Origin of the sequence: Bradyrhizobium sp. AUGA SZCCT0169 (genome assembly GCF_018130085.1) — a bacterium.
GTDB lineage: Bacteria > Pseudomonadota > Alphaproteobacteria > Rhizobiales > Xanthobacteraceae > Bradyrhizobium.
On record NZ_JAFCMC010000033.1, the window covers coordinates 20,515 to 47,078 of the forward strand.

General features: G+C 63.4%; 24 protein-coding genes. 14 read left to right on the forward strand and 10 right to left on the reverse strand.

The features are described 5' to 3' along the window. Positions 1–2: 2 nt before the first annotated feature. From JQ609_RS27460 to JQ609_RS35305, 3 genes are read right to left on the reverse strand one after another with little or no spacing between them, the layout of a single operon-like run. Positions 3–1,172, reverse strand: coding sequence for a thiolase family protein (locus tag JQ609_RS27460; protein ID WP_212276021.1), 1,170 nt, complete (start codon positions 1,170–1,172; stop codon positions 3–5). A 5-nt stretch (positions 1,173–1,177) separates the two neighbouring features. After that, complete coding sequence (locus tag JQ609_RS27465; protein WP_212205778.1) at positions 1,178–1,897, reverse strand: ABC transporter ATP-binding protein; 720 nt, start codon at positions 1,895–1,897, stop codon at positions 1,178–1,180. Beyond that, complete coding sequence (locus JQ609_RS35305) at positions 1,894–4,728, reverse strand: ABC transporter permease subunit (RefSeq protein ID WP_249128476.1); 2,835 nt, start codon at positions 4,726–4,728, stop codon at positions 1,894–1,896. The genes JQ609_RS27465 and JQ609_RS35305 overlap by 4 nt, the downstream gene beginning before the upstream one ends. A gap of 74 nt (positions 4,729–4,802) precedes the next feature. Between JQ609_RS35305 and JQ609_RS27480 the strand changes: the two genes are divergently transcribed. The 3 genes from JQ609_RS27480 to JQ609_RS27490 all read left to right on the forward strand — a co-directional run bounded on the left by JQ609_RS27480 (position 4,803) and on the right by JQ609_RS27490 (position 7,685). Continuing rightward, positions 4,803–5,372: a winged helix DNA-binding protein gene (locus JQ609_RS27480; RefSeq protein ID WP_212205780.1), complete on the forward strand. Its 570-nt coding sequence runs from the start codon at positions 4,803–4,805 to the stop codon at positions 5,370–5,372. A gap of 263 nt (positions 5,373–5,635) precedes the next feature. Continuing rightward, entirely contained in the window at positions 5,636–6,823 is a 1,188-nt protein-coding gene (locus tag JQ609_RS27485) for an ABC transporter substrate-binding protein (RefSeq protein ID WP_249119013.1), read from the forward strand. 79 nt (positions 6,824–6,902) lie between these two features. After that, positions 6,903–7,685 carry an aspartate/glutamate racemase family protein gene (locus JQ609_RS27490; protein ID WP_249128477.1) on the forward strand — a complete coding sequence of 261 codons (783 nt, stop codon included), beginning with the start codon at positions 6,903–6,905 and terminating at the stop codon, positions 7,683–7,685. Between the two features lie 147 nt (positions 7,686–7,832). Here the strand turns inward: JQ609_RS27490 and kynA are convergent, their stop codons facing one another. Both kynA and kynU read right to left on the reverse strand, forming a co-directional pair. Beyond that, positions 7,833–8,672: a tryptophan 2,3-dioxygenase gene (kynA, locus tag JQ609_RS27495; protein WP_212276050.1), complete on the reverse strand. Its 840-nt coding sequence runs from the start codon at positions 8,670–8,672 to the stop codon at positions 7,833–7,835. Positions 8,673–8,683: 11 nt separating this feature from the next. Then, positions 8,684–9,877, reverse strand: a complete 1,194-nt coding sequence (gene kynU, locus JQ609_RS27500; RefSeq protein WP_212276022.1) for a kynureninase — start codon at positions 9,875–9,877, stop codon at positions 8,684–8,686. 186 nt (positions 9,878–10,063) lie between these two features. On the opposite strand from kynU, the gene JQ609_RS27505 reads away from it, so the two are divergent. Beyond that, positions 10,064–10,900: an alpha/beta hydrolase gene (locus tag JQ609_RS27505; RefSeq protein ID WP_212205782.1), complete on the forward strand. Its 837-nt coding sequence runs from the start codon at positions 10,064–10,066 to the stop codon at positions 10,898–10,900. 15 nt (positions 10,901–10,915) lie between these two features. Here the strand turns inward: JQ609_RS27505 and upp are convergent, their stop codons facing one another. Genes upp through JQ609_RS27520 form a run of 3 tightly spaced genes read right to left on the reverse strand, consistent with a single transcriptional unit; the run spans position 10,916 to position 14,065 of the window. Beyond that, positions 10,916–11,545, reverse strand: a complete 630-nt coding sequence (gene upp / locus JQ609_RS27510; RefSeq protein ID WP_212205784.1) for a uracil phosphoribosyltransferase — start codon at positions 11,543–11,545, stop codon at positions 10,916–10,918. A 16-nt stretch (positions 11,546–11,561) separates the two neighbouring features. Continuing rightward, positions 11,562–12,806 carry a URC4/urg3 family protein gene (locus tag JQ609_RS27515; RefSeq protein ID WP_312014900.1) on the reverse strand — a complete coding sequence of 415 codons (1,245 nt, stop codon included), beginning with the start codon at positions 12,804–12,806 and terminating at the stop codon, positions 11,562–11,564. Between the two features lie 8 nt (positions 12,807–12,814). Further along, complete coding sequence (locus tag JQ609_RS27520) at positions 12,815–14,065, reverse strand: GTP cyclohydrolase II (RefSeq protein WP_212276023.1); 1,251 nt, start codon at positions 14,063–14,065, stop codon at positions 12,815–12,817. A gap of 313 nt (positions 14,066–14,378) precedes the next feature. Between JQ609_RS27520 and JQ609_RS27525 the strand changes: the two genes are divergently transcribed. The 10 genes from JQ609_RS27525 to JQ609_RS27570 all read left to right on the forward strand — a co-directional run bounded on the left by JQ609_RS27525 (position 14,379) and on the right by JQ609_RS27570 (position 24,942). Next, on the forward strand, positions 14,379–15,149 hold the full coding sequence (locus JQ609_RS27525) for a LamB/YcsF family protein (protein ID WP_212276024.1): 771 nt from the start codon (positions 14,379–14,381) through the stop codon (positions 15,147–15,149). Next, a complete protein-coding gene (locus tag JQ609_RS27530) occupies positions 15,146–15,874 on the forward strand; it encodes an allophanate hydrolase subunit 1 (protein WP_212276025.1) in 729 nt (242 codons plus the stop codon). The genes JQ609_RS27525 and JQ609_RS27530 overlap by 4 nt, the downstream gene beginning before the upstream one ends. After that, positions 15,871–16,905, forward strand: a complete 1,035-nt coding sequence (locus JQ609_RS27535) for a biotin-dependent carboxyltransferase family protein (RefSeq protein ID WP_212276026.1) — start codon at positions 15,871–15,873, stop codon at positions 16,903–16,905. Before JQ609_RS27530 ends, JQ609_RS27535 begins: the two co-directional genes overlap by 4 nt. Before the next feature lie 30 nt (positions 16,906–16,935). Further along, positions 16,936–18,111, forward strand: coding sequence for an amidohydrolase/deacetylase family metallohydrolase (locus tag JQ609_RS27540; RefSeq protein WP_212205794.1), 1,176 nt, complete (start codon positions 16,936–16,938; stop codon positions 18,109–18,111). 240 nt (positions 18,112–18,351) lie between these two features. Beyond that, positions 18,352–19,956, forward strand: coding sequence for an ABC transporter substrate-binding protein (locus tag JQ609_RS27545; RefSeq protein ID WP_212276027.1), 1,605 nt, complete (start codon positions 18,352–18,354; stop codon positions 19,954–19,956). A gap of 17 nt (positions 19,957–19,973) precedes the next feature. Next, a complete protein-coding gene (locus JQ609_RS27550; protein ID WP_212276028.1) occupies positions 19,974–20,915 on the forward strand; it encodes an ABC transporter permease in 942 nt (313 codons plus the stop codon). Next, positions 20,912–21,835 carry an ABC transporter permease gene (locus tag JQ609_RS27555; protein ID WP_212205800.1) on the forward strand — a complete coding sequence of 308 codons (924 nt, stop codon included), beginning with the start codon at positions 20,912–20,914 and terminating at the stop codon, positions 21,833–21,835. Before JQ609_RS27550 ends, JQ609_RS27555 begins: the two co-directional genes overlap by 4 nt. 10 nt (positions 21,836–21,845) lie before the next feature. Then, entirely contained in the window at positions 21,846–22,835 is a 990-nt protein-coding gene (locus JQ609_RS27560; protein ID WP_212205802.1) for an ABC transporter ATP-binding protein, read from the forward strand. A gap of 23 nt (positions 22,836–22,858) precedes the next feature. After that, complete coding sequence (locus tag JQ609_RS27565) at positions 22,859–23,839, forward strand: ABC transporter ATP-binding protein (RefSeq protein ID WP_212276052.1); 981 nt, start codon at positions 22,859–22,861, stop codon at positions 23,837–23,839. A 17-nt stretch (positions 23,840–23,856) separates the two neighbouring features. Next, positions 23,857–24,942: a putative FMN-dependent luciferase-like monooxygenase gene (locus JQ609_RS27570; RefSeq protein WP_212276053.1), complete on the forward strand. Its 1,086-nt coding sequence runs from the start codon at positions 23,857–23,859 to the stop codon at positions 24,940–24,942. A 42-nt stretch (positions 24,943–24,984) separates the two neighbouring features. Here JQ609_RS27570 and JQ609_RS27575 read toward each other — a convergent pair whose 3' ends face one another. Next, positions 24,985–25,770, reverse strand: coding sequence for an ABC transporter ATP-binding protein (locus JQ609_RS27575; protein ID WP_212276029.1), 786 nt, complete (start codon positions 25,768–25,770; stop codon positions 24,985–24,987). Beyond that, positions 25,767–26,540, reverse strand: a complete 774-nt coding sequence (locus JQ609_RS27580; protein WP_212276054.1) for an ABC transporter permease — start codon at positions 26,538–26,540, stop codon at positions 25,767–25,769. Before JQ609_RS27580 ends, JQ609_RS27575 begins: the two co-directional genes overlap by 4 nt. Positions 26,541–26,564: the final 24 nt, after the last annotated feature.

Consider the following 26,564-nt stretch of genomic DNA (forward strand, 5'->3'; position numbering starts at 1 on the left):
AATCATGTTGCGGCGAGAATGGCGGCGCCGGTGCATAGGCCCCGGTCGAAGTTGATCATGCCAAATCCGGAGACCAGCGCATGACGCGCGTTCTCGACCCGGGCGCCGAGCGGCTGTCCCGTGACTTGCCGGAGCGCCTCGACGATCCCGAGCGTGCCGCCGGCGGCACCGGCCTGACCGACCGACAATTGGCCACCCGAGGTGTTGAAGGGAAAGCTGCCGTTCGCCTCGAAGGTGTGGCGACGAATGAAGTCCGGCCCTTCGCCCTTGCCGCAGAAGCCGAGATCCTCGAGCTGCAGCACGCAGATCACAGGGTAATCGTCATAGGCCTCGAGCAGGTCGATGTCTTGAGGCCCGACGCCTGCGCTTTCGTACAGGCGATCGCGGTCCATTGCCCAGCCGCCGCGGTGCTGCACGGGATCGTCAGGGAAGGCATTGTGCCGTTCGATGGCACCTCGCAGCCGCGCGTGCGGCAATCCGAGGCGCCGTGCGCGGTCCTCGCTCATGACAAGAAATGCTTCGGCGCCGGCGCAAGGCATCACGCAATCGAACAGCCGAAGCGGGTCGGCCACCGGCCGGGCGTTAAGATACTCGTCCAGCGTCAGCGGCTTCTTGAACAGCGCATGCGGAAATTGCAACGCGTTCGAGCGCTGCGCGACGCAGAGCTTGCCGAAATCCTCAGGCTTCGCGCCATAGGTGCGCATGTAATAGGCGGTGAGAAAGGCAAAACTGGTGTTCGGTCCGCCTGCGCCATAGGGATAGACCGCATCCTGCGCGAACATGCTGAAGGTCGCGGTGCTGAGCCGGAAACTGTCGACGTGGTTGGTGTCGCCGGCGATGCAGGCAACGATCTCGGCGTCACCCGCCTGAACCGCGCGTGTGGCGCGGCGGAGGCTGACAATGCCGGACGCGCCGCCCATCGGCACGTGATCGAGCCAGCGCGGCGAGAGGCCGAGATGCTGGGTCAGGCCGACGGCGCTGTCGGGCGCCAATGTAAAACTCCCCACGCACAGGCCGTCGATCTCGTCCTTGGAAATCCCGGCGCCATCAACCAGGGCCTTCAGCGCGCGGGCGATGAACCAGTGCGCGCCACGGATGGAGAATCGCTCATAGGGCACAGTGACGGGGACCGCGACGGCGACCCCATCATAACTTGCAATGCGGTTTGCCATGGCGGTCAATGCCCTCCGCCGAGATAAGTTGCCTGCACACGGGCATCGCCGAGCAGGCTGGCGGCTTCACCGTCGAGCACGATCTCGCCGGTTTCCAGCACGTAGCCGTAGTCGGCGATTTCGAGCGCCGCCTTCGCATTCTGCTCAACGAGCAGGATCGAGACCCCGGCATCGCGCAGGCCAGACACGATGCGCAGGATGTCACGCACGATCAGCGGTGCGAGGCCGAGGCTGGGCTCGTCGAGCATCAGCAGCCGCGGCGCCGACATCAGCGCGCGGCCAAGCGCGAGCATCTGGCGCTCGCCGCCGGACAGCGTGTCGGCGCGTTGCGCGCGCCGTTCGGCGAGGCGCGGGAAACGCCCATAGGTCTCGTCGAGCGCGCGGGCGACGAAGGCACGATCCGAACGGCGCGGGTAGGCCCCGAGCACGAGATTGTCGTAGACCGTCAACTCTCCAAACAATTCCCGCGTCTCGGGCACCAGGCAGAAGCCGTGCTCGACGCGCGCCTCGACGTCGAGCTTCAGCAGATCCTGGCCTTCGAAGATGAGCCGGCCGCGCGATGGCAGCAGGCCAATGGTGGCTGCAAGGAGGGTAGTCTTGCCCGCGCCGTTCGGCCCGATCACCGTGACGATCTGGCCTCTCTGCAGTGACAGCGACACGCCGCGCACGGCTTCGACCTTGCCGTAAGCGACATGAAGGTCTGAAATCTCGAGCATCGCGCTCATAATACGCCTCCGAGATAGGCTTCCTGCACCTTCGGATCGGCGCGGACCGCTGCCGGATTTCCCTCGACCAGTTTGCAGCCGAACTCCATGACCACCAACCGGTCGACCAGCCCCATGACGAAATCCATGTCATGCTCGACGATCAGGATCGTGACGCCTTCGTCGCGAATCTGGCGCAACACCTTGGCCAGCGCCTCTTTCTCGGGCGGTCGCAGGCCTGCGGCCGGCTCATCCAGTACTACCAGCACGGGATCGGCCGCCAGCGCGCGGGCAACTTCAAGGATGCGCTGTCCGCCGAGCGGAAGGTTGCCGGCAAGTTCGTAAGGTTTGTCGCCGAGGCCGACGCGCTGCAATTGCCGCTGGGCTTCGTGCAGCGTCCGACGCTCTTCGGCGCGATCGAGGCGAAGCGCGCTCTTCAGGAAGCCGGTCGCGGTGCGCGCGTAGGCGCCGAGCGCGACGTTGTCGATCAGGCTCATGTTCGGCCGCAGCTTCACGTGCTGGAACGTACGCGCGATGCCCATGCGCGCGATTTCCATCTGCGGACGGTACGTGATGTCCTCGCCCAGGAAACTGATCCGGCCGGCGTTGGCCTGCAACGCTCCGGTCAACAGGTTGAACATCGTGCTCTTGCCGGCGCCGTTCGGACCAATCAGGCCGAGGATCTCGCCGGCCTTGAGATCAAAACTGACCTTGTTGACGGCGGTCAGTCCGCCGAACGTCCTCACGGCGTTTTCGACGTTCAGAATCAGCGTGCCATTTTCCGGCAGTGCGCGGCGCGGCATCGCCTCGGCGGCCGCGGGCGGCGGGCGCGTGCCCTTGGGCAGGCGTTTGGCGATGAACGCAATGAGGCCGCCGCGGGCATTCTGCAGCAGCAGGACAAGGAGGATGCTGAAAGCGATGATCTCGAATTGCGCCGGGTTCTTCGTCACCAGCGGCAGCACATCCTGCAACCAGTTCTTGAGCAGCGTGATCAAGGCGGAACCGGCAACCGCGCCCGCGATATGGCCGGCACCGCCCGCCATCGCCATCAGCAGATACTCGATGCCGGGTTTGACGTCGAACGGGGCCGGGCTGATGAACCGGTTCATGTGCGCATAGAGCCAGCCGGCCAGCCCGGCGAGCAGCGCCGCGATCACGAAGGTGACAAGGCGGATTCGAAAGATGTTGACGCCCATGCTTGCCAGCAGAACGCCGCCGCCACGAAGGCTTCGGATCGCACGGCCCTCGCGGGAATTGAGCAGGTTGGCACTCGCGAGCATGGCGAGCCCGACCATCAGCCAAATCAGATAGAAGATGGTTTGCGAGGAAATCAGTGAGATCGAGGCGATGGTGATCGGTGGGATGCCGGCCATGCCGGTGTTCTGCCCGAGGCCCGGGACATTGCCGAACAGGAAATAGATCGAGATGCCCCAGGCGATCGTGCTGAGCGAGAGAAAATGCCCGCCGAGCCGCAGCGTCAGCGCGCCGATCGCCAGCGCCGCAAGCCCGGTCATTGCCAGCGCCAGCAGCAATCCTAGCCACGGCGACAAATCGAGCGTCACGGTCGCCCAGGCCGTCGCATAGGCCGCGATGCCGACAAAGGCGGCTTGCCCGAAAGACGTCATGCCGCCGATGCCGGTCAGCAACACCAGCCCGAGCGCGACCAGCGCGGAGATGCCGATATAGTTGAGGAGCGTAATGGCGAAGCTGCCGAGCAGTGCAGGGGCGATCAGCAGGGCGACGACGGTGGCGCTGATCAGGCCGATGCGAAGCGGCGCGCTCAGCGCGATCGCATCGGGCATTTCCATTTCCTCGCCTTCCTCATCGGCATGCCCGGCCGACTTCCAGGACTGCCAGAGCAGCACCGGGATCAAGAGGCCGAACACGATCACTTCCTTGTAGGAACTGCTCCAGAACGAGGCGTAGCTCTCCATGATGCCGACGAAGACGGCGCCGAGCGCTGCGATCGGATAGCTGGTGAAGCCGCCGATGATGGCGCCGATAAAGGCTTTCAGCCCGATCATGAAACCGGAATCGTAATAGATCGTCGTGGTCGGGCCGATCAGGATGGCGGAGACGCCGGCAAGCAGCGAGGCGATGAAATAGGCGATCGTACCGGTACGTGCCGGCCGGATACCGACGAGCCGCGCGCCGATGCGGTTGACCGCGGTCGCGCGCAGCGCCCGGCCCGACATCGAGCGCTCGAAGAACAGGAAGAACAGCAGGCTGAGCAGGGCGGCGGTGACCAGCATCAGCAGGACCTGCGCCGATACGATGACGCCGCCAAAGCTGTAGATGCCATTGACCAATGGCCGAATGCGGAAACCCTCGGCGCCGAAGGCCATCAGGCCCAGTCCGCTGATCGCGAAATGGACGGCCAGCGCGATGATGAGCAGGACCAGCACGGAAGCATCGGCGGCGGGCCGGAACGCAATGCGGTCGAGCAGCGGCGCGATCGGCAGCACGAGCACCAGCGCAAGGACGATCTGCACCACTTGGGGCAGGGCGTAGGATGCGGCGACCCAGGCCAGCACGCAGGGAATAAGCGGCAGCAGGCCATACAAGAAAATTGAACGTGGAATCCGCGCGTGTTCGCCGGATCGGTAATGACCGGCGGCATCGACAACGGTTGCGATGACGGCCAGGATCGCGACCACCCAGATCGTGCCCGGCACCCGGCCAAGTTCGAACGCGGCGATCGAGAGCACGCAAAACGCCGTGATATCGCCGAACGGCACGAACACGACGCGGGTAACCGAAAAGATCAGCACGAGGCCGAGGCCAGCCAGCAGATAGATGGCGCCATTGGCGATCCCATCGAGCAGCAGAATGATGGCGATTTCAGTCGTCATGCGATCCAGCACCTTGATTAGTCAGGTTAATACATTAAATTGCCGTTTGAAATTGATATTTGAGGAGGCATTCTGTGGCCAAAAAACAAGCAGTTTCGGCGCAAATAGCGGCAGTGGTCACCGAGCCGGTCGCCGAGATTTCGCCGATCGAGCAGACCGTGAATGCGTTCGAATATGCCGCCTGGCACTTCGGTTCGGCGTTCGCGCGCTGGCGGCGCGACTGTCTGGGCGCCATGCCAACGAACGCGCTGGGCGGCACCGAGGCCTCGATCCTGCACGTGCTTCATCTGAATGGCACGCCGAAGGGCCTGAGCGATGTGGCGCGGCTTCTGCATCGCGATGATCTTGCCAACCTGCAATACGGGCTGAAAAAGCTGCTTTCGCTGGGTTTTATCGAGAAAGCGAGCAATGGCGCCTCGCGCCGCAACACCACTTACGTGCCGACCGAGTCCGGTCGTGCGATCGTCGACGCTTATCTGCAGCACCGGCGCGACACCCTGGTGCGTCTGGTCGGCAGCATGTCCGGTACCCAGGACGCTTTGCAGCAGGCGACCTCGATCCTGCACGTGATGACCGGACTCTACGATCAGGCCAGCACGATCCTTTCGAGCCAGATCGGCGACACCCTCGGCCTTCGGCCATAAGGCATGAATTGCAACTTTAATCGGTAAGTTGATCATGTGAATTGCCTCTTGACTGAGGCCATACTGCACGCTTTTATATTTTATGTCTAAAACAATTTTTGTCCGGAATGGCGGATGGCGCGGCTGTGAACAATAAATCAAGCCACGACGCGGGGATGAACCGGCGGCCATACCGCCGGCGGCCTGCCATCGCTCCGGTCTCTCACTTCTTCAGTAGCCCGGCCCCCGTCGACTGACCGGCGGCCCAACAGGAGGTAGCGACGATGAGCAGACAGATGATTTCGCGCCGAAACGTTCTCATCGGCGGTGCAGCACTCTCCGGTTTCGTCGCGGCTCCCGCGATCCTTCGGGCGCAATCCGCTCCCATCTCCGTTGGTTTCGTGACGGGGCAGACCGGACCGGGCGCCTCCATCGGCATTCCCTATTCAAGAGGCATTGCCGCCGCCATGGCTTACCTCGACACGATCGAAGGCCATAAGATCCGGCTGGTCCAGATGGACGATGGCGGCGATCCGTCGGCCTCCACGCGCAATGCCCGCAAGCTTGTCGAAGAAGAAAAGGTCGACCTGTTGATCGGCACGTCAGGCCTGCCGGGATCGGTTGCGATGGCGGCGGTCGCCGGCGAGCAGAAGGTGCCGTTCGTTTCCATCTCGCCGCTTCCGCCGACAGCGGGCAAGGGCGACGGCGGCTTCTGGGCGATTTCGATTCCGCAACCGCCGCCGTTGATGGTCGCGGCCGTGGTTGCGCAAATGCAAAAAGCCGGCATCAAGAGCCTCGGCTATATCGGCTTCAGCGACGCCTGGGGCGATCTTGTCTACAACGCGCTGTCCAAGACGGCCGCGCCCATTGGCATCAAGATCCTGACAGACGAGCGCTATGCGCGTCCCGATACCACGGTGACCGCGCAAACGCTCAAGATCATCGCCGCCCAACCCGATGCCGTCATGACCGGCGGTTCGGGAACGCCGGGGGCGCTGCCGTTTTTGGCGCTGCGCGAGCGCGGTTTTCGCGGCCCGATCTATGGCACGCATGCCCTGATCAACCCTGACTTCATCCGGGTCGGCGGCGCAGCGGTCGAAGGCGTTCTGGCGCCAACCGGGCCGGTGATCGTCGCCGAACAATTGCCCGACAGCAATCCGGTGAAGAAGGTCGGCCTGGAATTCCGCGCCGCACACCTCAAAGCCAACAACGTCGCCTCGACCGATGCCTTCTCGGCCTATTCCTTCGACGGCTGGCTGGTCTTCGCCGCCGCGGCCAAGCGCGCGCTAGCAACGACACCGCCCGGCACGCCCGCCTTCCGCGCGGCGCTGCGCGATGAGCTCTACCGCACCAAGGACGTGGTGGGCTCGCATGGCGTCTACAACTATACCCAGAACGACAATTCCGGTGTCGACGAACGCGCACGGGTCATCGTCACGCTCGAGAAGGGGGCGTGGAAGCTGCTGGCCTGAGCCACGGCCCCGACGATCGCGCCGCATTCATCAAACGCCGCGTCGTCCTTAGGGACGCGCGCGGAAGGAGACGCCTGCCATGAAGCCGATCCGCATCTGGTATCAGAGCTACGTCGACTACGAGAACGGCAAGACCTACTGGGATCGTTTGCGCAAACATCTCGATGACATCGTCGAGCCGGGTACGACGATCGACATCAAGGGCATTACGCCGCACGATTCCTATGCCCACGCGATCGTCGAATTTCGTTGCGCGCGGGAAGTGATCTGCAATGCCGTGCGGGCTGAACGCGAGGGATACGATGCCTTCGTGATCGGCCACTTCCAGGACGCCGGCCTCTACGAAGCCCGCTCGGTGGTCGATATTCCGGTTCTGGCACTCGGCGAATCGTCGATGCTCCACGGCTGCCAACTTGGCCAGCGCAGCGGCATCATCACGATCAATCCCCGCTACATTCCCTGGTTCCACCACCAGATCGCCAAATACGGGCTGGAACGCCGGGTTGCGGGCACCCACGCCATGACGTTCGAGCCCGGACAGATCTTGAAGGCCTATGAATCGGAGGCGCTGGCGCGCGAGGTGGAAGAGCTGTTCGCCGAACAGGCGCGGCCGCTGGTAGCCAAGGGCGTCGAAGTGCTGATCCCGGGTGGCGGCATTCCGATGCTGCTGTTTGCCGCGCTCCGCAATCACGCGATCGACGGCGCGCCCGTTATCAACGGCATCCCGATCGTGGTGAAGATGGCGGAAATGGCGGTCAAACTTCGCCGTCTCACCGGCCTCGGCGTCAGCCGCGCGGGAGAATTCGTCAAGCCGCCCGCCGAGATCATCGAGGAATTCATGACGCATCCGAAGCTGGGGTAGGAGCGCACCACCTTATCGCGTCATCCTGAGGTGCGCGCTCTTGCGCGCCTCGAAGGATGAAAAGCGCCCGTGGCCCATCCTTCGAGGCTCGCCCAGCGGTGCAAGTGCACCGCTGGGCTCGCACCTTAGGATGACGTGCTCCAGGTCCTAAAGCTCCGTTCTCACTTTCCAAAGTTCCGGGAAAAGTTCGACCTCGAGCATCTTGCGCAAATAGGATACGCCCGACGTGCCGCCGGTTCCGCGCTTCAGGCCGATAATGCGCTCGACCGTCGTGACGTGGTTGAAGCGCCAGCGGCGGAAGTAGTCTTCGAAATCGACCAGCTTTTCGGCCAGCTCGTACAGCATCCAGTGTTTGTCGGGAGATGCGTAGACGGTCTTCCAGGCAGCCAGCACCTTGTCATTCGCGGTCCGCGTCGTGCGCCAATCCGTTCGTTGCGCATCTTGGCCGATGTCGAAGCCATTGCGCGCGAGTAGAAGCAACGCTTCGTCATAGAGACTGGGTTCGCCGAGAATTTCTTCCAGCTTCGCGACGATCTCGCCGCGATGGGCATGAGGACCGAGCATCGCAACATTGCGGTTGCCGGCGAGGAATTCGATCGCGCGGTACTGGTACGACTGGAAGCCCGACGATTGACCGAGCTGACCGCGAAATTCGGTATACTCGCTCGGCGTCATCGTTCGCAAAACGTCCCAGGCGCCCGTGAGTTGTTCGAAGATTCGGGCGATGCGCGACAGCACCTTGAAGGCGTGCTGAAGCTCGTCGTTGTGGGTCGCCTTGATGGCGGAGCGGATCTCGTGGATCGCCAGCTTCATCCAGAGTTCGGAGGTCTGATGCTGGATGATGAACAGAAGTTCGTCATGCGCATCCGAAAGCGGTTCCTGCGCGTCCAACACGCGTTCCAGATGCAGATAGTCGCTGTAGGACATCCGCCCGTCGAACGACATCTGGCCGCCCTCGCCGGAGGGGTCCAAAGGCTTTTCGGTCATGGGTTTCTCAGTCATGTCACGACAGCCATTTTGCGATACTCCGCGGCATCCCAGCGGCGATTGTTCACGACATCCTCGATCGCATCGACCGCCGCGCGAACCTCGGCCTCGCCGATGTAGAGCGGCGTAAAGCCGAAGCGTATCACATCGGGAGCCCGAAAATCGCCGATCACGCCGCGCGCGATCAGCGCCTGCATGATCGCGTAGCCGTTGGCGTGGCGAAACGACACCTGGCTGCCGCGTTTGTTGCCGTCCCGCGGCGAGGCTAGCGTCAACTCTGGACAACGGGCTTCGACTTCGCGGATGAACAGATCGGCCAGCGCGATCGACGCCTTGTGGACCTCGCTCATGCTGACGCCCTCCCAGACATCGAGCGCGGCGTCGAGCGCGGCCATCGCAATGACGGGAGGCGTTCCAACCCGCATCCGTTCGATGCCGGCGCCGGCCCGGTAATCAAGATCGAAGGCAAACGGCGCCTGATGCCCCAGCCATCCGGAAAGCGCCGGCCGCGCCATGTCGGCATGGTCAGGTGCGGCATAGATGAAGGCCGGCGCGCCAGGACCGCCATTGAGATATTTGTAGGTGCAGCCGACCGCAAAATCGGCTTTGGCGCCTGACACGTCGACCGGAATAGCGCCCGCGGAGTGGGCGAGGTCCCAAACCGTCAATGCGCCGGCGGCGTGCGCTTTCTGCGTCAGTGCCTTCATGTCGTGCAGGCGGCCGGTGCGATAGTCGACCTCGGTCAGCATCAGCACCGCAATCGCCCCGTCGATGGCGTCTTCGACTTCCTCGGGGGAGACGATCTTGAGCTGGTATCCCCGGTCGAGCGATCTGAGCAGACCCTCTGCCATGTAGAGATCGGTTGGAAAGTTGCCGTTGTCGGACAGGATCACCCGCCTGCTGGAATTGAGTTCGAGCGCGGCGGCAAGCGCCTGATAGACCTTGATCGACAGGGTGTCGCCGATCACCACAGTGCCCTCGGGCGCGCCGATCAGCCGGCCGACACGGTCGCCGATGCGGCGCGGCTGAGCCATCCAGCCGGCGCTGTTCCAGCCCCTGATGAGCTGTTTTCCCCATTCTTCGGTCATCATGCCGCGGACGCGATCGGTCGCCGCGACGGGCAGGGGACCGAGCGAGTTGCCGTCGAGATAGATGACGCCATCAGGCATATGGAACAGGGATCGCGTTCGCGTGAAATCGGTCATCATTGGCCTCGTTCGCAGGCGGCGGATACTCGCATGGCGGCGAATTGTTTCAAGCCCATAAGTTATATGTCTAAAGTACTTTTGGACTTGTCCTGCGGGCGGCCGATGTGAGTAGATGTCGTCGAACTGAATCCTGATCGTAGGCGCCTCTTCCGGCTACTCAAGACCAAACGGAAACCGACCCGCATGATCTTTCACCAGATTTCCGACTGGAACGACGCCTACGCCAATGGCCCCAACATCCCCGGTGGCGAACGCTGGCCGGCGGCCTGGGTGCAACCCGCCCAGACCTATCGCGATGAACTAGGGGGGCGTGGCCGCGCGACGCTTGATATCAGCTACGGCGAGCGGCCGCGAAACCGCTTCGATCTGTTCCGTCCCGAGGGCGAACCAAAGGGCCTCGTCGTTTTCGTCCATGGCGGGTTCTGGCGCGCCCTCGACAAGAGCTTTTGGTCACACCTCGCGCGCGGCGCCGTCGAAAGCGGCTATGCCGTGGCGATGCCTTCCTACACGCTTTGTCCGGCGGTTCGCGTGGCCGATATTACGCGCGAAATTGCCGCCGCGATCGTGCAGGCGGCCGCGATGGTGGAAGGCCCGATTTTCCTGACGGGCCACTCCGCCGGTGGTCATCTGGTCACGCGCATGATTTCGGCGACTTCGCCGCTGTCGGAGGTCGCCCGCGCGCGCATCCGCAATACCGTCTCGATCTCGGGCGTCCATGACCTTCGCCCGATGCTGAAGACCGCGATGAATGCCGAGCTGCGGATCGACGCCGCCGAAGCGCAAACCGAAAGCCCCGCGCTGTTGCGGCCTTTGCCCGGTGCCCGGGTGACCTGCTGGGTCGGCAGCGCGGAGCGCCCGGAATTCGTCCGCCAGAACGCCCTGCTTGCCAACATCTGGACCGGGCTCGGCGCGCAGACCTGCACGGTCGAAGAACCCGGCCGCCACCATTTCAACGTCATCGACGGCCTGGCCGACCGGAATCATCCGATCGTCCGGACCCTGTTGGCCGATGCCGCGTAGCTTCCGGTTATCAGCCTATTTCGTGCCATAGGCACGGTCACCGGCATCGCCGAGACCGGGCACAATGTAGGCGTTTTCGTCTAGCCCCTGGTCGATCGCGGCGAGCCAGATCGGAACGTCCGGGTGAATGCCGCGCACGCGCTCGACGCCTTCCGGTGCGCCGATCAGGCACACCAGTCTGATGTCGTTGGCGCCGCGCTCTTTCAGCCGGTCGATCGCGGCGACGGCGGAGTTCGCCGTTGCCAGTACCGGTGAGATCACGATCACCAGCCGCTCATGCAGATCGCTCGGGGCCTTGAAGAAATATTCAACGGCAACGAAGGTTTCCGGTTCGCGGTAAAGACCGATATGCGCGATACGCGCGGTCGGTACCAGATCGAGCATGCCTTCCGCAAAGGTGACCCCGGCACGCAGTACCGGCGCGAACACCAGCTTCTTGCCCGCGATCTGCGGCGACTTCATGTGTGCGAGTGGCGTTTCGATTTCGACGTCGGCCAGCGGCAGGTCACGCGTGACCTCATAGCAAATCAGCATCCCGATCTCCTTGAGGAGTTCGCGAAACGACTTGGTCGAAATGTCTTTTCTCCGCAATAGCGTCAGCTTGTGCTGTACCAGCGGGTGACTAACGATCGTGACGCCGTCCATGTTGCTAATCCCAAATCTAGAAAACAGTGCCGTCGCTGATAATTTTCACCGGCGGCGAAGCGTCGGCGCGGCGTTCGCGCGCCAGCAATCGGCCTGCCGCCCAGGTGCCACCCTCGAGAATTTTTGCCAATGGCATCGAGGTGGCATCGAGCCCGAGCCGACGCCGCAAGCCATCGGCGACGCGGTCAAGCAGCGCTACCGTCAGCGCACGCCATTCCACGACCAGCGGTGACGCGACCTCGTGTTCCCTTTGCGCGGATTCCGGATCGCGAAACGCGAGCACGCCGATATCGACGAACAGTCCGCCATTGCGATACTCCGCAAGGCCGGTGAGGCCATCGATATCGGTCACGGTGATGCCGGCCGTTTGCAGCGGCTCGATCAGGGAGTAAGCCAGCCATTGCGAGAGCTTGTGCAGCGGCACAAGTCCGTTTGTCGCATCCGCTGTCGTCAATGCTGGATGCTTCCAGCAGTCGCCGAGCGGGATTCCGCCCAGCGTCAGCCGCGATGGCCAGATTGGGCCGAGCTGTTGCAGCAACTCCGCAAGAATGGTTGGCGCGGGAAGCTTTCCGCCGTAGGCGAGCTTCGCCAATCGATCGAACAGGACGCCGGGGCGCGGCGTGTCCTGGCTGCCGAACACATCCGGCTTCGAGGTCACCAGCCGGCCCAGCCGGCGCAATAGCTCCGCGCGACCGTCCATTCCGACCAGCGGATTGGTATCCGAGACCTGCATGCCACGCTCGAGATCGGCGACGGCCAGATGTGCAAGGATCTCGCCATCGGCGCGCAGCGGCTCCTGCGGATCGGCGGAGAAAGCGCCGCCCGCGAACATCGCAAGACTGGCGAGCCCCAATCCTTCCGAACGGCCGATGTCAGATCCGGTTTTCGGATCGTGGTAGCGCCATGCCGGCCCGGCGCCGGCATCGAGGAAGACGCTGACGATCGCCAGATCGAATTCGGCCCGGGCGCGGGCCGCCCGACCGGGCCATTTGGTCCGGCCGGCGATATCGGCCCAGCGATTGTCCCCATCGGTGACGAAGTGCCGCCAGCGCGAATGAAAGGGAACGTCGAAGGAGGGATAGGCCTTGCGCGTGGTCTCCAGCACCAAATCGACGGCGCTGTCCATGCGATCGAGGTGAACACGGAAATTCGGCAGCTTGTCGTCAAGGCCGATTGCGAGCATGCGATGCGCCCGCTCACGGACCGCGCCGGCGTTCAGCAATGACAATGCAGCCGACGTCTCCGGGTTTGCAGGGGACACTGCCGTCCTCAATATTTTTCGAGCGGGCGGCCGACCGGATTGTCCGGACTTTCCTGCGGCTCGGGCGTGTAGTAGCCGGCGGCCTTCTTTGCCGCGATTTCCACATGCGCGTCGGCCGGGATCATGTCGTCGGGGATGGGCACACGCTCGACGATTTCGATGCCCTGGCCGGTCAGCGCATCGTGCTTCATGTCGCTCATGGATACGAAGCGGTCAATCCGCTTCAGGCCGAGCCAATGCACCACATCCGGCATCAATTGCTGGAACCGGGCGTCCTGCACGCCGGCGACGCATTCGGTGCGCTCGAAATACTGCGCCGCGGCATCGCCGCCTTCCTGACGCTTGCGCGCGTTATAGACCAGAAATTTTGTCACCTCGCCGAGCGCGCGGCCTTCCTTGCGATTGTAGATGATGATGCCGAGACCGCCGGTCTGGCCAGCGCGCGCGCATTCCTCGATGCCGTGAATGAGGTACGGGCGACAGGTGCAGATATCCGAACCGAACACGTCAGAGCCGTTGCACTCGTCATGCACGCGGCAGGTGATCCTGGTGCGGTGGTCGGGCAGCTTGCTGACGTCACCAAACAGATAGGCCGTGGTGCCGCCGATCGGCGGCAGAAAAACCTGCAGATCGGGTCGTGTCACCAGCTCGGGAAACATGCCGGCGGTCTGCTCGAACAATTGCCGCCGCAGATTGTTTTCGGTGGTCGCGAAGCGTTCCGCCAGGCCCGGCAGATACCAGACCGGGTCGATCGCGATCTTGACCACGGAGACGCTGCCATTCTTGTGCACGAACTCGCCGTCGTGCTTGAGCCGTCCGGCTTTGATCGCGTCCTGCAACTCGGGCAGATCGAGACGCGCGCGCGTGATGGCAATGCTGGGGCGGATATCGATGCCCTCGGCGATTTCGGTTGCAAAATTTTCGGCGGCGAGATGCCCCCACGGATCCAGCGAAACGATTTTCTGCGGATCCGACCATTGCGGAAACGGCCCGATGATCTCGGCGGGGTGGGTGTTGGTAAGATCCGGACGCCGGATCGGGTCGAGCGCACCGGAGGAAACGGCCAGTGCCCGATAGACTGAATAGGAGCCGCCATGGGTGCCGATGACGTTGCGGTCCTGCGGGCGCGACACGGTGCCGATGATTGGTCCGCGTTCACGCGCGCCGGCAGCACCCCAGGCGATGGGGAAGTTGAGTTTGGCACCCGGCGCCGGGTGCGAGGTGATGCGAATATGGTCAACCCGATTGGAACGAGTCATCGCTACGAACCCTGAAACGGCGACGGCCCGCCTAGATTAAGACGGGCCCGGTCACGCCAACGTTAAAATCAGCAGCGGTTGCAGCTGAGATAGCAATATAATCAAGTTTCGGCCGAATACAACGGCGGTCAGAACGCGCCACGGAGGCCTTTCCGGCCTGTTAACCTTTTGGGTGCGGTGCCGCGATGCCTGTTTTTATGCCCCGGCAGCATTGCAGGGCAGATATCGCCATCGGTCGATGCCTCCCGGCTTTACGATATCGTGTTTCGCAGCGAAGGTGCTCTTCGTTCGCGGACAACGCCAGGAGACCACCATGCCGTCAGTCGATCTCAATTCCGATCTCGGCGAAGGTTTTGGGACTTATCGCTGTGGTGATGACGAGGCCATGCTCTCCATTGTCACCTCGGCCAACGTGGCCTGCGGGCTTCATGCCGGCGATCCCGAAGTGATGGCGCGGACGTTTGCCATTGCGCGTCAGCGCGGCGTCGCGGTCGGCGCCCATCCCGGGTTTCCGGATCTGTGGGGTTTTGGACGCCGCCGTCTGCCGTTCTCGAACGGCGAGATCGAGCGGCTCGTCGCCTATCAGATCGGGGCGGCCATGGCGCTTGCGGCTTACGCCGGTCATCGCATCACCTATGTGAAGACCCACGGCGCGCTCGGCAACATCGCCTGCGAGGAACGCGACGTCGCGGACGCGGTGGCGCGGGCGGTTCGGGCGGTCGACCCCAATCTGGCATTGCTGGCCATCGCCGTCACGGAGCTGGTCGCGGCCGGTGAAGCCGCGGGTCTTGAAATCCATCAGGAGATCTATGCCGACCGCGGTTACACCGAAACCGGGCAATTGATCCCGCGCGGCCAGCCCGGCGCAATGATCGAAGGCGCGGAAGAAGCTGCCGCGCGCGTGCTCGCGATGGTGCAGACCGGAGCGGTGATCACCGCAAGCGGCAAGCATTTGCCGACGCCGATCCGTTCGATCTGCGTTCATGGCGATTCCGATCATGCGGTTGCGACCGCCAGCCTCGTGCGCGAGCGATTGGAAAAGGCCGGTGTTACGCTGAAGCCGTTCAAGCCGATGGCCGCATGAGACTGCCGATCGATCCGCGCTTTCTCGACGCGGGGGAAGCCGCCCTCGTCGTCGAATTCGGTGACACCGTTGATCCCGTGATCAACGACAGGGTGCTCGCCCTCGACGCGGCCTTGCGTGCCGATCCTCCGGCAGGAACGCGTGAATTCGTGCCGACCTATCGCTCGCTGATGCTTCACTATGATCCGCTTGGGATCGACAGGGAAACGCTGGTTGCCATTGTGCGCCGTCTCATGACGGGTCTTGCCGAATGGCGGGGCGAGGGCACCATTTGGACGTTGCCTTGTTGCTACGATCCCGCGCTGGCCGAGGATCTCGACGAGGCTGCCCAGATTCTCGGCCTCACGCGGGATGACGCTGTCGCCTTGCATACGAAGGCGACGTATCGCGTCTATATGTGTGGTTTCACGCCTGGCCAAATCTATCTCGGCGGCGTACCCGAGCAGCTAAAGATCTCGCGCCGCGTGACACCAAGACCGCCGCATCCGGCCGGTGCGGTGTCGATCGGAGGTGGTCTTGGCACCGTTGTGCCGTTCGTGATGCCGACCGGATGGTATGTCATCGGCCAAACGCCGGAGCGTCTCTATGCCGCGGAACGCCAAGATGCCTTTCTGATCCGGGCCGGCGATCTCGTGCGGTTCGAACCGATCGATCTTTCGACATTTCGCGATCTGGCGCAACGCGCCGGGGGCGGCGAAATTGTTGCCCGCAAGCTTGCCGCATGAGGGCTGACGCTTCGGAGGCGATCCTTCGCATCCTGTCGGGCGGGCCGGGTGCGACGCTGCAGGACGCCGGCCGGCACGGCTACCTGCGCTTTGGTGTCACCGCTGCAGGGCCGATGGATCCGCTGGCGCATGCCACGGCGAACCTTGCGGTCGGCAATTCTGCGGGCGCAACGGCGATCGAAGTATCCGTCGGTGGGTTAGAAGTGACCGCCGAATCCGGAGCGCTCCGTGTCGCCGTCGCCGGCGGCGAATTCTCGCTCAACCTCGACGGCAGGCCGCTGCCGTCGGCGGTGCTACTCAAACTGGAGGCTGGCGCCGTGCTGAAAATTCGCGCGGGCGGTCGCGGCTCATGGTGCTATCTGGCGGTGGCGGGCCGCTTCGCCGTGCCAAAGGTGCTGGGCTCTCACGCCACCCACACGCGCACCGGCTTCGGCGGCCTGAACGGTCGCGCGCTTGCGGTGGGCGATCGTCTCGGCATCGAGCGGTCCGGTTCGTCGCAGCCATCGATCAGCGCCATCGTAGCGCCGTGGCTCGACCGTCCCCTCGACACCATTCGCGTGGTCCTCGGCCCCCAACACGACTTTTTCGCCGACGACCAGATATCCGCCTTTCTCGCCGGGCCCTGGACCGTCTCCGCCAAGGTCGATCGGATGGCGTATTACCTGGACGGACCCCAACTGACGCACGCGCGTGGCTACAACATCGTGTCCGACGGGATCGCTATGGGGGCGATCCAGGTGCCGGGAGACGGCCGTCCGATCATTCTGATGGCCGATCGTCAATCCACCGGCGGTTATCCGAAGATTGCCACCATCATCGGTCCCGATCTTGGCAGGCTGGCGCAGGCGCGACCGGGAGCGGTGTTCAGATTCGCGGCTGTCACGATCGGGCAGGCGGTCGAAGCGCGACGCAGCGAGGCCGCGTTGCTGGCGCGCGGCATTGTCGTCGAACCGCTGACGCGCACCCATCTCAGTTCAGAGTTTCTGCTCGGCCTCAATCTGATCGACGGAGTCTTTGGGGTTGAGGGCTGATAAGCTTTCACAGTGTTTTGAGGAGATCACATGCCTTTCGATTTGATCCTGCGCGGCGGCCGGGTGATTGACCCATCGCAAAAACTCGACGCGGTGACGGATGTCGCCTTCGCCGGCGGCAAGGTGGCGATGGTAGGAAGCGAGCTCAGGGCCGATCCCGGCACCGATGTGCGCGACGTGTCGGGTTACATCGTCACGCCGGGTCTGATCGATCTGCACACCCATGTTTATTGGGGCGGCACTTCGCTCGGCATCGACGCCGAAGAATTCTGCCGTACGTCGGGCGTCACCACGGCGGTCGATACCGGCAGCGCCGGCCCGGGGAATTTCGCAGGTTTCCGCAAGCATGTGATCGAGCCGAGCCAGGTCCGCATTCTCGCTTATCTGCACGTTTCGCACGCCGGCATTTTTGGCTTCTCGCATCGGGTTATGGTCGGCGAGAGCGAAGAGCTCCGGCTGATGAATCCGATCGACGCCGCCACGGTGGCGGATCAAAACCGTGATCTCATTGTCGGAATCAAGGTGCGGGTCGGTCTCCACGCCTCCGGTACCTCGGGGATCGTGCCGCTCGACATCGCGCTTGAGGTCGCCGAACAGGTCGGCATGCCGCTGATGGCGCATATCGACCATCCGCCGCCGAGCTACGAGGAGGTGCTCGCGCGGCTGCGTCCGGGCGACGTTCTCACCCATGCATTCCGGCCGTTTCCCAATACGCCGGCCACGGCCCAGGGCACGGTCAAAAGGGCGGTGCTGGAGGCGCGCGAACGCGGCGTGTTGTTCGACATCGGCCACGGCAAGGGCTCCTTCGCCTTCAAGACCGCGCGGGCGATGCTTGCCAACGGTTTCTATCCCGACACGATCTCATCGGATGTCCATCTGCTGTGCATCGACGGCCCAGCTTTCGATCAGGTGACGACCATGTCCAAGTTCCTGTGCATGGGAATGCCGCTCCCGGACGTGGTTGCCGCTTCAACCGTCAATGCCGCGATGGCGCTGCGGCGTCCCGAACTCGGCAGCCTCAAGCCGGGCAGCGCCGGAGACGCCACCTTGATCTCGATCGCGCAAGGCCAGTTTGACTATGTCGACGTCATCGGCGAGCATCTGATCGGCGACCGCAAGATCGTGTCCGAAGGTGTCGTCATTGGCGGTCGCTGGTGGCACCCGAAACCGTCGGAGAAGTTCAGGGAGCTCGCGGGCCAGAGCTAGCCATAAATGGACATAATCGCTCAAAAATATGATCGCTTGAAAAGGCATTCTGCTTCATGCTGGGCGAGGGCCCGGCGACGGAATGAGCAGGACGCACTGGCACATCACTTGCAAGAAAACAGGGACAGATCACAATCGGTTTGACCGGCCCCTTTCACCTCACTTCTTCACCTCCTTTGCGCCGAACCCTCGGCCATTGAAACGGGCGGAACCACAACAACGCCAGACTGGGAGAGCATGATGGATCGCAGGACTGTGTTGAAGGGATTGGCCGGGGTGGGCAGCCTGGCGGCGACGGGCGGCCTTTCGATGCCGGCTCTATCCCAGGGCGCTGCGGCGCGTACCTTGCGCTTCGTGCCGCAGGCCAACCTTGCCAATTTCGATCCGATCTGGGGGACCCAGTATGTGGTGCGCAATGCCGCTGCGATGGTGTGGGACACGCTCTACGGCGTCGACGCCAAACTGCAGCCGCAACGTCAGATGGTCGAGTCCGAGCAGGTGTCCGATGATGGGCTGGTCTGGACCTTCAAGCTTCGGCCGGGGCTGAAGTTCCACGACGGCGAGCCGGTGCTGAGCAAGGATGTCGTAGCGAGCCTGACGCGCTGGTCGGCGCGCGATCCCATGGGGCTGATGCTCAAGGCAATCCAGAACGAGTTAACGGCCGTCGACGACAGGACCTTCAAATGGTCGCTGAAGCAGCCCTATCCCAAGATGCTGCTGGCGCTGGGCAAGAACAACTCGCCTTGCTCTTTCATCATGCCGGAGCGCTTGGCGCAGACCGATCCGTTCAAGCAGATCGGCGACTATGTCGGCTCCGGGCCAATGAAATTCGTCAAGGGCGAGTGGGTGCCCGGCGCCAAGGCAGTGTTCGAGAAGTTCGACGGCTACGTGCCGCGGCAGGAGAAGGCGTCTTGGCTTGCCGGCGGCAAGCAGATGCTGGTCGACCGCGTCGAATGGGTGGTGATTCCGGATCCCGCGACCGCGGCGGCCGCGCTGCAGAATGGCGAGGTCGATTGGTGGGAGAATCCGATCTCCGATCTGGTGCCGACGCTCAAGAAGAACCGCAACATCGGCGTCGACATCGCTGATCCCCTTGGCAATATCGGTTCGTTCCGGATGAACCATTTGCATCCGCCATTCAACAATGTGAAGGCGCGGCGGGCCGTGCTGATGGCACTCAGCCAGGAAGACTACATGCGTGCGGTGGTCGGCGACGACACCGCGCTATGGAAGACGTTGCCGGGCTTCTTCACGCCGGATACGCCGCTTTACACCGAGGAGGGCGGAGAGATCCTGAAGGGCAAGCGCGATTTCGATGCGGCCAAGAAGCTTCTGGCCGAGAGCGGCTATGCCGGCCAGCCAGTGACATGCGTCGTGGCGCAGGATCAACCGGTCACCAAGGCACAAGGCGATGTCACGGCAGATCTGTTGAAGCGCCTCGGCATGAATGTCGACTTCGTCGCCACCGATTGGGGTACGGTCGGCTCCCGCCGCGCCCAGAAGACCCCTCCGGGCCAGGGCGGTTGGCAGATGTTTCACTCCTGGCACGCCGGAGCGGACTGCATCAATCCCTCCGCCTACACTGCCATCCGCGCCAATGGCGAAAAGGCCTGGTTCGGCTGGCCGACGAGCCCGAACGTGGAAAAGGAAGTCACGAACTGGTTCGATGCCAAGAGTCTCGACGACGAGAAGGCTGCGGTCGGTCGTCTCAATCGCGCAGCGCTCGAGGACGTCGTGTATGCGCCGACCGGCTTCTTCCTGACCTATACGGCCTGGCGCAAGAACGTCTCCGGTATCGCCAAGGGGCCGCTGCCGTTCTTCTGGGGCGTGTCGAAGACCGCATGACGGCGCGGTAATCCGACATGCTCTCGTATATCCTGCGGCGCATTCTCTCGACCTTGCCCGTGATGGGGATCGTCGCGCTGTTCGTCTTCAGCCTGCTTTATATCGCGCCGGGCGATCCCGCCGCGGTGATTGCAGGCGACCAGGCGAGCCCCGCCGACGTTGAGCGGATACGCCAAAGCCTCGGCCTCGACCGGCCGTTCCTTGTCCAGTTCAGCAGCTGGCTATGGGACATCTTGCACGGGAATCTCGGCACCTCGATCTTCACCAATTTGCCGGTCTCCAAGATGATCGCGCAGCGTATCGAGCCGACACTCTCGCTGATGGCGATTACGCTTGTGCTGACCATCCTTGTCGCGGTGCCGCTCGGCGTGATGGCGGCATGGAAGGCGGGAAGCTGGATCGATCGCACCATCATGGCCTTTGCCGTGTTCGCCTTCTCGCTTCCCGTCTTTGTCGTCGGCTATGTCCTCGCCTACGTGTTCGCGCTGCAGTTCGAATGGCTTCCGGTGCAGGGCTATACGCCGCTGTCCAATGGCGTCTGGCCATGGTTCCAGAACCTGATCCTGCCGTCGCTCGCGCTTGGCAGCGTCTACATCGCGCTGATCGCGCGCATTACCCGGGCGTCGATGCTCGAGGTGCTGCAGCAGGACTATGTCCGCACCGCCCGCGCCAAGGGCCTGGACCAGCGCAGCATCCTGTTCATTCACGCGCTGAAGAACGCGGCGGTTCCGATCGTGACGGTGATCGGTATCGGCATCGCGCTTCTGATCGGCGGCGCGGTGGTGACCGAAAGCGTGTTCGCCATTCCGGGCCTCGGCCGGCTCACGATCGACGCTATCCTGCGCCGCGACTATCCCGTCATTCAGGGCATCGTGCTGCTGTTCAGTTTCCTCTATGTGCTGGTCAATCTGATGGTCGACGTCACCTACACCCTGGTTGACCCGAGGATCCGCTATTGACCGTCCTGGAAACCAGCACGGTACGGATACCGCCGGGCCTTGTGGTCGCGCCGCAATTGCCGGACCTGCTGGCGCCGGTCAAAATTCGGCGCGGCGTGCTCGGCTTCCTGCGCAACCATCCGACGGTGGCGATCGGCAGTGCTTTGCTGCTCTGTCTCGTCCTGGTCGGAGTGCTGGCGCCCTGGCTTGGGACCGTCGATCCGACCGCGATCGCGCCCGCCAAGCGTACGCGCATGCCTTCCGCGGACTACTGGTTCGGGACTGACTTGCTCGGCCGCGACATCTATTCACGCGTGATCTACGGGGCGCGGGTCTCGCTTACGGTCGGTCTTTCGGTGGCGGTGCTGGCCTCGCTGGCCGGTCTCGCCATCGGCCTTGTCTCCGGGTTCGTACGATGGGCCGACGGCATCATCATGCGGTTCATGGACGGGCTGATGTCGATCCCGCCGATCCTGCTTGCGGTTGCGCTGATGGCGCTGACGCGCGCCAGCGTCGGCAACGTGATTTTGGCGATCACGGTAGCGGAAATCCCCCGCGTCTCGCGCCTGGTGCGCAGCGTCGTGCTGTCGCTGCGCGAGCAGCCCTATGTGGACGCCGCGATAGCTTCCGGCACACGAACGCCGATGATCATCCTGCGCCACATCCTGCCCAACACGCTGGCGCCGATGTTGGTCCAGGCGACTTATATCTGCGCCAGCGCCATGATCGTGGAATCCATTCTCTCCTTCATCGGCGCCGGCACACCACCCACCATTCCGTCCTGGGGCAACATCATGGCCGAGGGCAGGGCGCTGTGGCAGGTCAAACCCTACATCGTATTCTTTCCCGCTGCGTTCCTGTCCGTCACCGTGCTTGCCGTCAACCTGCTTGGCGACGGGCTGCGTGACGCGCTCGATCCGCGAATGGCCAAGAGCCTGTAGAGAGCCTGTAATGGCATTGCTCGAAGTCGAAAATCTGCAGACCCATTTCCGGACCCCCGAGGGCATCAACCGCGCCGTCGACGGTGTTTCCTTCCATGTCAATGAAGGCGAGACGCTGGCCATCGTCGGCGAATCCGGTTGCGGCAAGTCGGTCACCTCGATGTCGTTGATGCGTTTGATCCCCGAACCTCCGGGCAAGATCGCAGGCTCGATCCGCTTCCAGGGCAAGAATTTGCTGCAACTCTCCGAGCGCGAAATGCGCGACATCCGTGGCAACGACATTTCGATGATCTTCCAGGAGCCGATGACGAGCCTCAATCCGGTGCTGACCGTCGGCCGCCAGATCGGCGAGACGCTGCGCATGCATCAGGGGCTCGACAAGCAGGCCGCCGAGGCCCGCGCCGTCGAGATGCTGAATCTGGTCGGCATCCCGGAGTCGGTGCGGCGCGTGCGCGAATATCCGCATCAGCTTTCCGGCGGAATGCGCCAGCGCGTGATGATCGCGATGGCGCTGGCCTGCAACCCAAAACTTCTGATTGCCGACGAGCCGACCACGGCGCTCGACGTCACGATCCAGGCGCAGATCCTGCAGTTGATGCTGGACCTCAAGCGTCGGGTCGGTGCGGCGATCATTCTGGTCACCCATGATCTCGGCGTGGTCGCCGAAATCGCCGAGCGCGTCATGGTGATGTATGCCGGCCGCAAGGTCGAGGAGGCGCCGGTGGCCGAGCTGTTCCGCTCGCCGCGTCATCCCTATACGCAGGGTCTGCTCGGCGCGGTGCCGAAGCTCGGCTCTTCGTTGACAGGGGCCGCGCGGCGTCTCGCCGAAATCCCGGGCCAGGTGCCCAGCCTCAAAGGACGGATCGAGGGCTGTGTGTTCGCGGGGCGGTGCGCGCTGGCGACCGATCTCTGCCGGCAGGTCGCGCCAGGTCTTGAAGAGAAGGGCCCCCGCCATATCGCTGCCTGCCACTATGCCGCCAAGGAGGCGGCTGCAGCATGAACGCGCCACTGCTCCAAGTCCCTCTGCAAGTCCCGTTGCTGCAGGTCAACGATCTCAAGAAGCATTTTCCGGTCCGCGGTGGCTTGTTCAGCCGCAAATCCAAGTGGGTCTATGCGGTGGACGGCGTGTCCTTTGAGGTCGCGCGCGGCGAGACGCTGTCGCTGGTCGGCGAGTCCGGTTGCGGCAAGTCGACGGTCGGTCGCGCGATTCTGCGCCTGTTCGACATCACGGCAGGCCAGGTGGTGCTCGACGGCCAGCGCATCGACGATGCTTCACCCGCAGCCCTGCGCAGCATGCGCCGCCGTGTGCAGGTGGTGTTCCAGGATCCGTTCTCCAGCCTCAATCCGCGCATGCGCGTGCGCGACATCCTGGCTGAGCCGATCCGCAATTTTGGTCTCGCCAAATCCTCCGCCGAACTCGACGCCAAGGTTGCAGCGCTGATGGACACCGTGCGCCTGCCGCGTGACGCGCTGGGCCGCCGGCCGCACGAATTCTCGGGCGGCCAGCGCCAGCGCATCGGTATCGCCCGGGCATTGGCGGCGGAGCCCGAACTGATCGTCTGCGACGAAGCGGTCTCGGCGCTCGACGTCTCGGTCAAGGCGCAGATCGTCAACCTGCTGCAGGATCTGCAGCGCGAGTTCGGCCTCGCGTTGCTCTTCATCAGCCACGATCTGGCGATCGTCGAGCACATGACGCACCGTGTCGCCGTGATGTATCTCGGCAAGATCGTCGAGATGGCGCCCAGGCAGCAGATCTTCACCGCGCCCAGGCATCCCTATACCAGAGCGTTGCTGTCGGCGGTGCCGGTGCCGGAGCCCGGGGCGATCCGCAACCCGATCATCCTGAAGGGCGACGTGCCGAGCCCGATCAATCCGCCGAGCGGTTGTCGATTCCACACCAGGTGCCCCTACGTGTTCGATCGCTGCCGGACCGAGGAGCCGAAACTTCGCGCGGTTGCCGACGACCAGTGGGCCGCGTGTCATCTCGACGCGCTGCCGGTCTGATCGCTTCGAAGGGCTTCATGAATCATCTGCCAAATTTGAAGCGATTGGGTTTTTTCACGCGGCTGCTCGACGACGTGGGTCCGGCGGAACGATATCGCCTCGCGGCAGCGCAGATCGTCCACGCGGAAACAGCAGGTCTTGATTCCGCGTGGATCGCGCAGCACCATTTTCATGAAAGCGAGGGCGGGCTTCCGGCGCCCTTCGCTTTTCTCGGCTTCGTCGCGGCACAGACATCCCGCATTCGTCTCGGTACCGGCATCGTTACCCTGCCGCTGGAAAATCCCGTAAGAGTGGCGGAGGACGCCGCGGTCCTCGACCTGTTATCAAACGGCCGTTTTGAGCTTGGTGTCGGCACCGGCGGAAACCCGTCAGCCTTTGCCGCCTTTGGGCTGGACAGTGGACAACGTGCGGAGATTTTTGCTGACAATCTCGACATCGTCCGCAACGCCTTGGCCGGCGGGCCGCTGGCCGGCGGCGATAGGCTCTATCCACCGGGGCCGCAATTGTGCGACCGGATCTGGCAGGCGACCTTTTCCGTCAGCGGCGGGACGAGGGCCGGCAAAGCGGGCGACGGTTTGCTGTTGTCGCGAACACAGCCACGATCAAGGGAAGCGCCACATGCATCGCTTGCCGAGATTCAGCATCCGATCATCGACGCCTATCTCGCCGCACTGCCGCCGGGGCGAGAGCCCCGGATCATGGCGTCACGCAGTGTCTTTGCCGCCGACGATCGCAAGGAGGCGCTGCGGCTGGCCGACATCGGATTGCGGCGTGCGCGCGCGAGCTTCATCGCCGGCGGCCATGCCCCGCCGGGGGAAGCGTTGAGCGACATGATCACCGCATTCGATACCCATGTCGGGACGACTGACGATGTCATCGCCTCGCTGCGCGCCGACAGCATTTTGGAGCGGGTGACCGATCTTGTGTTTCAGGCGCATTCGGTCGACCCGCCGCACCCGTTCATTCTGCGGTCGATCGAGTTGGTCGCCGGAAAGGTTGCGCCGGCGCTGGGCTGGACGAAAGGGACCATACCGAGCCCGGATACAGAATCGCGAAAACGACCCCATGCAAAGAAAGATTGTCCGGGGTTTGAGGTGTTATAATGCCATTCGAGATGCGGAAATCAGCCAGGTAGCGCGCGTCCGTCAGGCATCAACTGCCACCTTCAAGGCCTCGGCACGGATCTCTTCCACCAGCCGTTCCTTCAGCTGGACGAATTCGGGCGCGGTCTTGATCTTGTAGGATCGCGGGTGGGGCAGATCGACCGCGATCTCGGCCTTGATGCGGCCGGGGCGGGCGCTCATGACGATGACGCGGCTGCCGAGGAAGATGGCCTCCTCGATATCGTGGGTGACGAACAACACGGTTTTCTGGTCGCGCTCCCAGATGCCGAGCAGCATTTCCTGCATCAGCACGCGGGTCTGATTATCGAGTGCGCCGAACGGCTCGTCGAGCAGCAGGATCTTGGGATCGTTGGCAAGCGCACGCGCGATCGCCGTACGCTGCTGCATGCCGCCGGAGAGTTGCTTCGGCCAGTGATTCTCAAAGCCGGACAAACCAACCCGTTGAATAAATCCATCGGCGATCTTGTCGCGTTCGGCCTCGGAAATTCCGCGCTCGCGCAGCCCGAACGCGATGTTTTCGCGCACCGTCAGCCACGGGAACAGCGTGTAGGACTGAAACACCATGCCGCGATCTGCGCCGGGGCCCGTGACCTCCTGCCCGTCGAGAATGACGCGACCGCTGGTCGGCCGGTCGAGCCCGGCGATGATGCGCAGCAGCGTGGATTTTCCGCAGCCCGAGGGCCCAAGGATGGTGACAAAGTCGTTGTTGCCGACGTCGAGATGGGTCGGCTCCAGCGCCCGTGTCGGCGCATTGCCCTGGCGTGCAGGGAAGGTCCGTGAGACCTGATCGATCTTCAGCGTGGTCACGCTAGTCTCCATGGAAACAGCCAGGCGTTGAACGCCTTGAACAGGAAGTCGGAGACGAGGCCGATCAGCCCGATGACGATGATGCCGAAGATGATCTGCCCGGTGTTGAGCAGCGCCTGGCTGTCGGTGATCATGTGGCCGATGCCGGACGATGAGCCGATCAGTTCGGCGACGATGACGTAGGTCCACGCCCAACCCAGGACGAGCCGAAGGATTTCCGCGATCTCGGGGGCAGACGAAGGCAGCAGGACGCGGCGGATGATGCCACTGTCGCCGGCGCCAAGCGTGTAGGCGGCTTCAACGAGATCGCGCCTCGTGTTGCCGACGTTCACGGCGATCATCAGGATGATCTGGAATATCGAGCCGATGAAAATCACCAGCAGCTTTTGCAGTTCGCCGATGCCGGCCCAGAGGATCAACAGCGGGATGAAGGCCGAGGCGGGCAGGTAACGCGCGAACGAGACGAACGGCTCGAGAAAAGCCTCGATCGGTTTGTAAGCGCCCATCAGAACGCCGAGCGGCACCGCGATGATGGCCGCCAGCACGAAGCCGCCGATCACCCGCCATATCGTCATGCCGATATCGTACAGGAAGCCATGCTTGACCAGCAGTTCCCAGCCTTCCTGCAGCATGGTCAGCGGGTTGGCGAGAAACGTTTTCGACACGTAGCCGCCAAACGTGGCCCATGCCCACAGGGCAACGAACAGCACGAAGAACGCGAAGCCGTAGGCCACGCGCTGCTTCGACGTCACGGGATCGAGGGGTCTTATCAAAGGCTAATCCTCAAGGCGGAG

Bases quoted from the DNA above. Each gene is read 5' to 3' on its own strand.
- JQ609_RS27460 (WP_212276021.1), bottom strand. From the start codon at position 1,172: ATGGCAAACCGCATTGCAAGTTATGATGGGGTCGCCGTCGCGGTCCCC.
- JQ609_RS27465 (WP_212205778.1), bottom strand. From the start codon at position 1,897: ATGAGCGCGATGCTCGAGATTTCAGACCTTCATGTCGCTTACGGCAAG.
- JQ609_RS35305 (WP_249128476.1), bottom strand. From the start codon at position 4,728: ATGACGACTGAAATCGCCATCATTCTGCTGCTCGATGGGATCGCCAAT.
- JQ609_RS27485 (WP_249119013.1), top strand. From the start codon at position 5,636: ATGAGCAGACAGATGATTTCGCGCCGAAACGTTCTCATCGGCGGTGCA.
- JQ609_RS27490 (WP_249128477.1), top strand. From the start codon at position 6,903: ATGAAGCCGATCCGCATCTGGTATCAGAGCTACGTCGACTACGAGAAC.
- kynA (WP_212276050.1), bottom strand. From the start codon at position 8,672: ATGACCGAAAAGCCTTTGGACCCCTCCGGCGAGGGCGGCCAGATGTCG.
- kynU (WP_212276022.1), bottom strand. From the start codon at position 9,877: ATGACCGATTTCACGCGAACGCGATCCCTGTTCCATATGCCTGATGGC.
- JQ609_RS27505 (WP_212205782.1), top strand. From the start codon at position 10,064: ATGATCTTTCACCAGATTTCCGACTGGAACGACGCCTACGCCAATGGC.
- upp (WP_212205784.1), bottom strand. From the start codon at position 11,545: ATGGACGGCGTCACGATCGTTAGTCACCCGCTGGTACAGCACAAGCTG.
- JQ609_RS27520 (WP_212276023.1), bottom strand. From the start codon at position 14,065: ATGACTCGTTCCAATCGGGTTGACCATATTCGCATCACCTCGCACCCG.
- JQ609_RS27525 (WP_212276024.1), top strand. From the start codon at position 14,379: ATGCCGTCAGTCGATCTCAATTCCGATCTCGGCGAAGGTTTTGGGACT.
- JQ609_RS27530 (WP_212276025.1), top strand. From the start codon at position 15,146: ATGAGACTGCCGATCGATCCGCGCTTTCTCGACGCGGGGGAAGCCGCC.
- JQ609_RS27535 (WP_212276026.1), top strand. From the start codon at position 15,871: ATGAGGGCTGACGCTTCGGAGGCGATCCTTCGCATCCTGTCGGGCGGG.
- JQ609_RS27540 (WP_212205794.1), top strand. From the start codon at position 16,936: ATGCCTTTCGATTTGATCCTGCGCGGCGGCCGGGTGATTGACCCATCG.
- JQ609_RS27545 (WP_212276027.1), top strand. From the start codon at position 18,352: ATGGATCGCAGGACTGTGTTGAAGGGATTGGCCGGGGTGGGCAGCCTG.
- JQ609_RS27550 (WP_212276028.1), top strand. From the start codon at position 19,974: ATGCTCTCGTATATCCTGCGGCGCATTCTCTCGACCTTGCCCGTGATG.
- JQ609_RS27560 (WP_212205802.1), top strand. From the start codon at position 21,846: ATGGCATTGCTCGAAGTCGAAAATCTGCAGACCCATTTCCGGACCCCC.
- JQ609_RS27570 (WP_212276053.1), top strand. From the start codon at position 23,857: ATGAATCATCTGCCAAATTTGAAGCGATTGGGTTTTTTCACGCGGCTG.